Genomic DNA, 11008 nt, shown 5'->3' with positions numbered 1-11008 from the left:
CTCACGATGCGCTGGAAGACATGACTCCAGTTGGCTACCTTGAGGCAGCATAATTCTACTAATGAGCTGTACTAGGTTGGGTGGAGTTACAAAGCTAGTAACACAAGATAAGTAGGGCTATGGAGAAGCTATTTTTATAAAACAAACCATTTAACATAATATATATTATAGGATGTAATATATAAGTAACAGCTTCTAATGTGGGTTCAGCAAATTAGCTGGTTTGCTCTGTATTACTATATACGACGTATGTCATGTCCAAATTGACAGTCTATTTTCTGCTGAAACGAATGACAGATAAAAGCACTAAGCCTTGCTTGATGCTTTTATCTGAAACTTTTAGAACGTGGGCTTTATTGCTCTACAATAATCCGCAGCATACGACGTAAAGGCTCGGCAGCACCCCAAAGTAGCTGATCGCCTACGGTGAATGCGCTAATATACTCCGGGCCCATCGTCAGTTTACGTATTCTACCAACAGGGATATTCAGTGTACCCGTCACTTTAACGGGTGTCAGCTCCTGTTCGGTTATTTTTCTATCATTAGGAATGACCGTAACCCATTCGTTGTGCGCTTCTAAAATTTCTTCTATTTTTTCAATCGCAATGTCTTCTCTTAACTTAATCGTTAATGCCTGAGCATGGCAGCGCATTGCACCGATACGAACGCAGATCCCATCAACTGGGATCGGTTGCTTGCTTGAACCCAGGATCTTATTTGCTTCGACCTGTGCCTTCCATTCTTCCTTACTCTGGCCACTTTCCATAGGTACATCAATCCAAGGGATCAAGCTACCGGCCAGAGGTACACCAAACTGATCTGTAGGCAAGCTTTGTGACTTAAGCTTTTCGGCTACAAGTTTGTCAATTTCGAGTATTGCCGCACTGGGATCTGTCAGCTGTGTTTTCACAGAATCATGTATTTCGCCCATCTGAGAGATCAGCTCTTTCATATTTCGTGCGCCGGCTCCGGAAGCTGCCTGATATGTCATCGGGCTGACCCATTCAATCAGATCCTGTTCAAACAACCCACCCAGGGCCAGTAACATCAGTGACACGGTGCAGTTACCACCAACAAAGGTCTTCACGCCCTGCTCAAGACCCTGCTCTATTACATCTCTGTTCACCGGATCCAGGACAATAATGCTATCCGACGACATTCGCAAAGCTGAAGCCGCATCAATCCAGTAACCATGCCAGCCAGTTTCTTTTAATTTATCGTACACTGCTTTTGTGTAATCGCCGCCCTGACAAGACAAAATGATGTCCATCTCACAGAGACTACCGAGATCATATGCATCTAACAATGCCTTGGACTGAGACTTAACTTCTGGCCCCGGTTGACCGGCTTGCGATGTTGTAAAGAAATAAGGTTCAATATCAGAAAAGTCATTTTCTTCGTGCATACGTTGCATCAACACAGAGCCGACCATTCCACGCCAACCAATTAGTCCTACTTTTTTCATGGTATTACCTTTTTTTGAATCATTGAGTATTTTGCGTGAGAGGTATGTCTAGACGTCTAAAAATAGCAAACATTGTTATAAGAAACTATACTTTTAGCGTCAAAATTGAACATTAATCATAAAAAACCCCGCGAAAGCGGGGTTTGGATACAACATGTAAAGGTTGTGTCCCACACTGTCGCCTAAGCAACAGTTTAGAACCAGGTTGTTGATAATTTGAGCTCAGGTCAAATTATCATAAAATTGCAGTACTAAATTAGAACAAAGTATGGCTTAAGTTTAGCGAGTATTCAAGTAATTTTGATTACAACAAGCTGAAATTAAAGAAAATAATTTGTAACTTAAAACTGACTTAAGTCTCGTTTACATTACACTGCCAATAAACGCTTCTATTGAAAGCGTAAGCCACACCTTAAACTAAGGCATCTTAAATAAGAAACTTTGCTTCAATGCAGATTTTTACTCAGTCTAATTTACAAAGTATGCAATTTGAAAAAGTAAAACTGCGCCCCGTCAATACGCGTCACAACGATACAGTTTTAGTAAATAGTTTCAACGCTAACTGTCAGATCTTAAGGTAAATAGATGTCAGAATTAAAAAAGCCTGACCGAAGGTCAGGCTTTTTCTCGCTCAAACCGCGAATCTTTAGAACTCAACAGAAACATCTAGACTAATTTGCTGTGCATTCTCACGAGAACGAATAACTACATCGTTTTGCTGAACTTCAAAGTCCTGACCAAGCAGGTTCTTAGCTTTTACAGTAATCGTTGTGTTAAACGTTGGATAATAACTATACACAAGGTCCAAAGAATTGATTGGCTGCTCGTACGCATCGTCGAATCCATTTACACCTGCCGCCAGGATGCGGTCACCAAATACATTATATATTAATGAACCCTGGTGGTTACCGTTGTGCGAATCGTAATTCAACTGAAAGTTGGCTACGTATTTCGAGTGGCCACTCATTCGGCGCTTAATATTTGTTAAATCACCACGTGCACTTTCTAAAATTTCAACTTCAGAATCACTGACTGTCAGGTTTCCAGACGTAAAGAACGCACCACCTAGCATATCTGCTGACAACTCGACCAACCACTCAGCTTCCAGACCGTATACATAGGCGCTGTCGGCATTTTCAAACTCAAGTGTGAAACGACCGTCGCGTTCAGTAAGCTGTGCTTCAATTGGCTTATCGATGTCCTTATAGAAGGCACCAACTGAGAAGTTATCACCACCGTCGAAATAGAACTCGACTCGCGCGTCGAAGTTATCAAGATAGCTTGATTGCAAAGTTGGATTACCCAAAGTTCTGTAATCTGTTAGCGGATCTTGATACTGAACAGGTGTAAGTTCACGTAAATCTGGACGAACGATGGTTTCACCCCAGCCAAAACGAACCTGATAGCCTTCCTGGCTGTATGTCATGGACAATGATCCGAATGTTTCATCTTCCATCACAGTAGCATCTTTAATCGCTTCTTCGCTTAATTTATCTTGCAATAATGCTGAGTCATAAGCTGAACGAGAAAATGCCAGTGCGACTTGTCTGAAATCTTCATATCTCAAACCACCAGAGAGTCGCCAGTCGTTTTTAAAGACGTAGTCGAATGCGCCAAAGTAAGCATCGATTTTTTGTGCAGCAAGATAGTCATCTGCTGTTGGTTCCTGGAACAACAGTTCTACATCGACACTATCTACTACTGCATCGTCCTTAAAGTAGCTGCCCATACCCAGTGCCTGACTGTGAGTATCAGCAAGGCTGATCACTTCATTAGGGCCAAAGCGATATTTAAAGAAATCAGTACGATAGTCACGTGTTTTCTCTACAAAATAACCACCGCCTTTGACTTCAAGCTCTGAATTGTCGAAATAAAAGGCTTTAGATAAGTTCCAGCCGTAGTTTTCAACTTTATCTTCCATATCGACAAAGCGATATAAGAAAGGATCGCCACCTAGTGCGCCGCTGGTATAGGTTTCGACATACGCCCCATCTTCATAACGATCTCTTGCTGTAATTTCCAGCTCGCTTGGGATGTTAGTGGTTGCCGTAGAATCCGTATAATGCCAGTCAAAACCGAGGCCATCGAGGTTCACGCTCTTAAGGAAATCATAATTTAAGTTATGTGTACCGCGGAGCTGGACTATTTCCAATTCGCGTTGTTCGAAAGAGGTCAAATGCTTACGCTGAACTTCGCCGTCTTCTTTACTCAGAGACTTAGAAGGCTCCTGGTAAATGGACACTGACGCTTCATCTTCTGTGTCGCGAAGCTTCATAAAGCTTGCCGTCAGATCATGGTCATCGATTTTATAGCCAAGGCTCAGTGAACTGTTTAACTTAACATTTTTCTTAGTTGACTCTTTGTCATCACGAGCGGAATAACAAGCCAATGGGCTTTCGCCACAGTTAGAATCGGCATTGTCTACCGACGCCAGAACTGCCGTATAGCCTTTACTGTGTGACCATTCATGGTCGTACGCCAATGACGCTAAAAAGCCAAACTGCCCACCCAAACCGAACAGGTCGTCAAAACGGTCGCCATAAACCAGTTTACCGCCAACATCAGGATCCAGGTCTTTTTCAACCATGCCAAAATCGCGATGCAGTGCTTTGGTAATGTCTTTATTAAGCTCGATTGCCTGCTGCTGTGTTACCGCTTCACCTCGGTCTTGTGCTTCTACAGCACGAATGTTCAGACGTGAGATATCCGATATGCCATTTACATATTTGCTCAGCGCATTGGTTACCGCAACCGGCATACCACGCAGGCCGTCGTCTTCTCCTAACCAGTCGTCATCGCTTCCGTTGTAAACAAAGCCTTTGCTGTTAGTGTCTTTATGTGCAACACCAATCTCTAACTTAAGGACGCGATCACTGGGAATACTTTTGGTACGGATATTTACGTCACCGCCACCAAACGCTGCTGGCATATTTGGTGAATATGCTTTTTGCACAGCGAGAGATTCAATGATACTCGATGGAAAGATATCTAACGGAATTACGTTACGCGTTAAGTCAGGACTTGGAACCTGAGCGCCATTTAATCGTACGCTTGAATATCGCTCACCCAGACCACGCACATAAATAAACTTATCGTTTACCAGGCTCAGACCTGTTACACGGCGAAGTGCCGACGCTGCATCACTGTCACCGGTGCGCGAGATCTGCTCTGCACCCATGATATCAGCAACGAAGGCCTGATTTTTCCTTTCTTCAATAACTGCACTGGCACTGCCTTTAAGGCGGCTGCCCACCGCAACTACTTCTTCAATCTCTTGCGCTGTCTCTTCTGCTGAAACCGAATGTACAGCCAAAGGGGAAGTAAGAGAAAGCAAAGAAAGCGTGATCAAATTGGTTTTAAACTTTTTGATTGGTTTCATTTGTCGTTCCTCTAAACCAAAACCGGATTCACAAAGGGCGCATGAATGCGCCCTGTTAAAAGCTAGAAATGGATTAGATTACTTCGTGCGCTCTAAAGACATAGCAACAAATTTCGCCCAAGTAGTGTCTGTTTCACTTTCGCCGATTGCACCGATGTAGGTAACATCTTCGAAGAATGAATTGTCTTCGCTCAGCTTGCTGCTTTCGACAGCCACTGTGTTGCCATCTTTATCAAGAATTGAGCCTTTAGTTGCAACACCGTTCTCGCCCAGTACGCTGGCAAAATCTTTAAAGCCGATTAGTTTGTTGCCGCTGTCAGCTGCTGTGAACCAAGCTTCGATGTCGAAATCAGCCAGGTCACCAGTAAGCGTTTCTTTAACCGCTTCGAAGTTCAGGCCACATGCAAATACAGAGTTTTTGAACGCGATGTCGCCAGCTTTGGCATTAGCGTGAACACCCATAGGGGTAGATTTGTCTTTTTCATTGTAAAGGTCAAAACACCCTGCACCGGCTTCTGTACCCGCGTTTACAAACAACATGTTATGAAGCTGAGCTTTACCCCACTCTTTCATTTCCATACCTGCGCCGTAACCACGTGGACCTTTTACGCCATTACTAACAACAGTTGCGTTAGCGATAGTTGGGTAAGATACCGTTGTTGCACGATCCTGACCATCAGCAGATGAAGGATCTTTTTTACCACCGTCAGTTTCAAAACCGTGGTTACCCTGAGTTAACGTTTGAACCAAAATGAACTGACCGTTACCTTTCCAGCCTGTATCCCAGTCGATACCGTCATCTGCTGTTTCAGTAACGACAATGTGTTTGATATTAACTGTACCGCCGAATAGCTCGATACCATCATCGTAACCATTGTGGATGTGTACATAGTCAACAGTTGTGCCTGAACCAACCGCATTTAGGGTAATTGAGTTAAGTTCGTCGCCTTCAACGCCGAAACCTGCATATTTAACTACAACGTGTTGTAGTACACCACTGCTGTCTTCGTTGTTATTGCCGCCGTAGTAAGAAACTACGCCTTCTGCGTCTACGTTACATTGACCTTGCTCTGCCTCAGTTTTTGAACATTCAACAGTCTGAGCCATACCGTTTACCTGAATACCACCCCAGTCCTGCATCGCAGGTACAGTTGTGTCATCGCCGTCAATTTCATTAATTGATGTAAAGGTGATTGGCTTATCTACCTCACCGAGAGCGTTGATTTTCGCACCACGAGCAATACGAACAAAGTTTTCAGCTTTGGTGAATGCGATGTTTGCACCGGCTTCGATTGTCAGAGTTGGTCCGTCAGTATTAACAGTTTCGCCTTTAGAAGTATCAACGTCCTTACCGATGAAAAGAGCACCTTCAAAGATGTGTGCGCCGCCATTAGGAAGTGCGTTAATCAGGAAAGAAGATGTAATGTCTTTTGCGTAGCTAGCGAATGCCTGAGAATAAACACAGTTCTTGTTATCTGAATCTGGCTCACCTTTATATTCGGTGCCATCCATTGTATAACTAGCACAAGTAATTGCAGTCGGCGAATCTTTGTCGCCGTTATCAACGTCGCCACCCGTACCTGGTGATACGACATCCTGAGAGTTATCTACGCGATTGTCATTTGTAGTTGGTGTTATATTGACATCACCGCCACAGCCAGCAAGAACCAAAGCAGAAGTGATAAGGCTTACTTTAAATAACCCAGCAAGTTTCATTTTATATCTCCGAAAAAGTAATAGTTATAAGCGCAATAAAAAGCTTGGGTACAGAATAGATTCACCTCATGACGATAAGGTTACACTTTTGGTAAATAAAGATGACATTTGACTTTTAAACATAAAAAAACCGCCCGAAGGCGGCTTTGGTGTTGCGATTATAAAATCATAACAGTGCTTGTTTTAATGTTTCAGCGTGAATTTTTTCACGCTTTACGTACTTAATCCATTGCTTCGCAAGATTAGCCGATTTTTTGTGCTTTTCCGCCTGTTCAAACGCCAGTATAGAAGCATCGAAGTTTTTAAGGTTATATTGAGCCATACCCAATGCAACATAAGCATTAGACTCGAACGTTAAAGCACCTTTTTCCAAGGCAGCTCTGGCAGAATCCGCGGCTTCATCAAACTTTTCCAGATTAATGTAGACTTCGGCAATACGCTGGAGGTAGTTACCATGCTCAACTTCTTTGTCTGCCTTAGCGAAGAAATCGATAGACTTATCTTCATCTTTAGACTGGACATACGCTTCTGCGATGAATGCATAGTTCTTTGCATTACCCTTAACCACGCCACTTTTAATGCCTTCTTCTAATGCAACGGCAGCCTTATAAGGCAAGCCATTAAAAAGATAGACCTGAGCAAGCTGGATTATATCGCTACGCTTCTTTATAAAACCACGCTGATGAGCAGTTTCGAGAATAGCAAGCTGCTTTTTCTCAGCTCCAAGCTCACCAAACATACCTGCAAGCTGAACCCAGTATTCTGGTTTATCAAACAGCTTAATCATTTTCTCGAGGACTTCTGCAACTTTTCTTGGCTGATTAAGTGAATAATATAAAGCCCTCTGCAAAACCAGCCAGTTTTCTTTTGGTACTTTATTTTCACTTTCAGTTAACGATATTGCCAGGTTTATATTCTCTACAGCTGCCTGGTAATTCTTATCCTGGTAAAGTGCTTGCGCTTTCAATACATAATAATTGCTTTTAACTGGCTGAGTATTTATCTTCTTCCAGTTGTCCAGATATTCTACCGTTGCTTTATAATCACCATTAGCCATTGCCAGCTGTGCCAGACTAAATGTAGTAGATAATCGTAATGACTCTGGGATGGCCTCTTCAGCTACCACCAACTCAAAAGAAGCAATGGCTTTGTCCAGCTGATTTTCGTTGTAATAGATGAAACCATAGAAGTTATACATCATTGCCACTTCATAAGAGTTCATGCTGCCTGCGCGTTTCTTGATGGTATCAAGTACCTCAAGACCGCCTTTAACATCCCCTTCATCGGCAAGCTTTTGCGCTCTCGCAAGCTGACTGTATACCTTTTCACGCAATGCCGGCACTCGCTTAGTTTTAGTCTCAGCGTTTGCAACGGCAAGGTCAACGCCGGGCAAAACAGATAACAGACTTGGGGCTACCAGACCGGTACAACTTAATGCACTGACAAGTAGTAGCTTTTTAAACGTTTTCATAATCGCACCTTTTTACTCTAGCCGTTAATCTGGAATGAGATCTTGTTCTGAACACCGGCGACCTCAACGGCCTCACCATTCACAACTCTCGGCTTGTATTTGAACTTCAACGCTGCGTCCATTGCTGCCCGGTCAAATATATTTTCTGGTTCGGCTTTCACCACAACCGGATTTCTGACTGTACCTTGCTTTGTTACGACAAACTCTACGATGACATACCCTTCGATCCCTCTTGAAAGAGCGCGTCTGGGGTAAACAGGTGCCACTTTAACAATAGGCAAATATTCACCGTCACTGGATTCCAAGGCCAGGCCACCAGCGAGATCAACATCAGCCGCTACGTCTGCGCTGAAGTTGAAATCGGCGCCAGCAGCATCCAGATTGTTGCTTTGCATTTGAGGCGCATCCATTGGCGGAGGAGGCTCTTTGGGTGTAGGTGGTTTTTGTGGTTTTCGTTCTTTTTTCTCAACAGTTTCTTCTTTTTTCAGGCGGACAAAATCAAGCACGTTGCCCTTAACAGGCTCGTCCATCTTGCCTTCTCCGCCTGTGATCAGTGCCTGCATGCCAAGAAACAAGAAAAAAGTCACAATACCTGCAATAACGAGTGCTAGTAAGTAACGCATCTTTTCTATTCCTATGATTCCTGGGCCGCAATTGATACATCGAATGCGCCTGCAGCACGAGATGCATCCATTACCTTGATTAAGGTATCGGTTGTTGCTTTCTTATCGGCCTGAATGACCACGCTACCCTGTGGGTTTTCCGCTTTCAGACGCTCAATGTTTGCCTGTACAGCGCGGATATCGACCTGGCGTTTGTTAATCCAAATTTCACCTTTGTCTGAAATGGCAACAAGTATATTTGCACGCTGCTTTTTAACTGCCGTGGCTGCTTCAGGGCGGTTTACATCGATACCAGCTTCTTTAACGAACGATGCAGTTACGATGAAGAAGATAAGCATGATAAATACAACGTCCAACATGGGTGTCATGTTAATTTCTTCGGCTTCTTCTTCCTGAAAAACCTTTGCTAATGGAGCTCTCATTACGTTTCCTCAATTCTTTTCTAGTGATCAAGCAACAGCTTGTCTTCTAACAGTTCTACTTCGCGCTTTGCCTTACGTTGCAAGAAAGTAGAGGCAAAAACCCCTGACAGCGCGCCAACCATACCGGCCATAGTTGGGATTGTTGCTTTAGAAACACCGGCAGCCATAGACCGGGCACTTCCCGACCCTGTGATTGCCATTACGTTAAATACTTCAATCATGCCGGTTACCGTACCTAGCAGCCCGAGTAGCGGACACAAGGCAACCATGACATTGATATAAGGCAGGTTTGAGTTAAGCTGAATTCCTGCTCGTGAGATCATGGCCTGACGGATCTGCTCTGCGTTCCAGCTGTTTCTTTCCTCTCGACTTGTCCAGCTGTTCAGCAGATCTTTGCGATAGGCTCTGAACTTGCCGAACACAAACATAAAGCGTTCGAGGATCAACAGCCACATAACAAATGTGACCAGTCCGATGACCAGGAGAACCTGGCCACCTGTGTCTAGGAACTCACGTAGCGCATTGATTGCATCTACTAAAAGAACCACAATTACGCTCCTTTCTCGCTGCGCTCAGCAATGATGCCTGCACTTTGCTCTTGAAGGATAAGCAGCAAATTACGAGAACGCGTGTTAAGCAAGGTGTACAGGAATACGGTAGGAATCGCGACCACCAGACCCAGTACGGTTGTAACAAGCGCTGTTGAGATACCACCGGCCATCAGTTTCGGGTCACCTGTACCAAACAGGGTAATCGCCTGGAAGGTATTAATCATACCGGTTACAGTACCAAGCAGACCCAATAGGGGCGCTACCACTGAGATAATCTTAATCAGAGTCAGGTTACGTGTAATTTTCGGCATTTCACGCAAGATAGCTTCACTTAACTTAAGCTCCAATGTGTCATAGGCAACATCCGGATATTGCTCTTTGACTTTCATTACACGGCCAAGCGGGTTGTCTTCGCGTGCAACAGAATCTTTAAGCTGGCGGTTGATTTTCGCACCCATAATCATCAGAGAGATAAAGCGCTCAAGGGCAATTAATAAGGCAATCAGACCAACACCCAGAATAACGTAACCAACGGCTCCGCCCTGCTCCACTTGTTCTTTGGTGTTTGGCGCCTGAACCAGCAGACCCAGGATTGAACCGCCTGTCGGATCTAGTGCAAAGTCAACGGCACCAGATTGCGCAGATTGAAGCTCAGCCGCACTCTCCATGAAACGCGCTGTAGGTTGACGGGTCAACTCAGACAGTGTATTGGTTTCCGGGTTGTAAGACAGGTATTTACCATCAGCAATCAGGTTAAACGCACCAACACGCAAAACTTCTTTTTGCTCTTTGGCACCGCCTGCAACAATCACATCCGTGGTATAGCGAGATACTTTCCCTTGCTCTGTCATTTCACGTTGCAGCTCAACCCATACTTTTTCAATGTCTTCGATAGACGCCAGTTTAGTGCTTGAGCCCATGCGTTTGGCCATGTCATCCATAAACGCACTACGGTTAGGAATTTCTGCAGATACAACTGAGGTACGGAACTTGTTGCTTGAATCGCCTGCTACTTGCTGAAGCACACCAAACAGTTCCTTCAATGAACCCATGCGCTTTGACAGGGTGTCGCCCAAATTACCTAGCTTAATTTCGTTTTCTTCGAACTGAGTTTCCAGGCGCTCCGAACGATTGAGTTCGCCATCACGGTTAGCGGTCAATTCGCGCAACATTCTTACCTGCTCACTCTGTTGCGCTTTAAACTGGGCTTCACGCTGTGCATTTTGTGCATTTTGTGCGCTCTGACCCTGTTCAAGTTGCTTTAACAGTGTATCCAGGTCCATTGCTTGTTCTGCTGCAAACGCTGAGCTAGATAATGCAAGCGTTGCTGCCATTACGGTTTTTAGGCTGAAAGATTTAAAAAAGTTCATCATATACCTC

General features: G+C 44.2%; 8 protein-coding genes. All 8 read right to left on the bottom strand.

The genetic code is table 11. The annotated features are described in order from the left end of the window. Positions 1 to 353: 353 nt before the first annotated feature. Positions 354 to 1466: an aspartate-semialdehyde dehydrogenase gene (gene asd, locus ACXAH1_RS13510; RefSeq protein WP_475197383.1), complete on the bottom strand. Its 1113-nt coding sequence runs from the start codon at positions 1464 to 1466 to the stop codon at positions 354 to 356. A gap of 646 nt (positions 1467 to 2112) precedes the next feature. Continuing rightward, on the bottom strand, positions 2113 to 4845 hold the full coding sequence (locus ACXAH1_RS13505; RefSeq protein ID WP_475197381.1) for a TonB-dependent receptor domain-containing protein: 2733 nt from the start codon (positions 4843 to 4845) through the stop codon (positions 2113 to 2115). Positions 4846 to 4923: 78 nt separating this feature from the next. After that, positions 4924 to 6561 (bottom strand): hypothetical protein, encoded by a 1638-nt coding sequence (locus tag ACXAH1_RS13500; RefSeq protein ID WP_475197379.1) that lies wholly within the window; start codon positions 6559 to 6561, stop codon positions 4924 to 4926. 166 nt (positions 6562 to 6727) lie between these two features. Further along, positions 6728 to 8032: a tetratricopeptide repeat protein gene (locus ACXAH1_RS13495; RefSeq protein WP_475197377.1), complete on the bottom strand. Its 1305-nt coding sequence runs from the start codon at positions 8030 to 8032 to the stop codon at positions 6728 to 6730. Positions 8033 to 8049: 17 nt separating this feature from the next. Further along, positions 8050 to 8655, bottom strand: a complete 606-nt coding sequence (locus tag ACXAH1_RS13490) for an energy transducer TonB (RefSeq protein ID WP_054016584.1) — start codon at positions 8653 to 8655, stop codon at positions 8050 to 8052. An 11-nt stretch (positions 8656 to 8666) separates the two neighbouring features. Then, the gene (locus ACXAH1_RS13485) at positions 8667 to 9077 is read right to left on the bottom strand and encodes an ExbD/TolR family protein (protein WP_010381303.1); all 411 of its coding nucleotides are present in this window, start codon (positions 9075 to 9077) and stop codon (positions 8667 to 8669) included. A 20-nt stretch (positions 9078 to 9097) separates the two neighbouring features. Then, positions 9098 to 9625, bottom strand: coding sequence for a MotA/TolQ/ExbB proton channel family protein (locus ACXAH1_RS13480; protein ID WP_253044734.1), 528 nt, complete (start codon positions 9623 to 9625; stop codon positions 9098 to 9100). A gap of 2 nt (positions 9626 to 9627) precedes the next feature. Beyond that, on the bottom strand, positions 9628 to 10962 hold the full coding sequence (locus tag ACXAH1_RS13475) for a MotA/TolQ/ExbB proton channel family protein (RefSeq protein ID WP_432760816.1): 1335 nt from the start codon (positions 10960 to 10962) through the stop codon (positions 9628 to 9630). Between the last annotated feature and the right edge of the window lie 46 nt (positions 10963 to 11008).

The sequence above is a fragment of the Pseudoalteromonas sp. AWH4_217 genome (genome assembly GCF_056161105.1).
This window is presented reverse-complemented; position numbering and strand designations above follow the sequence as displayed.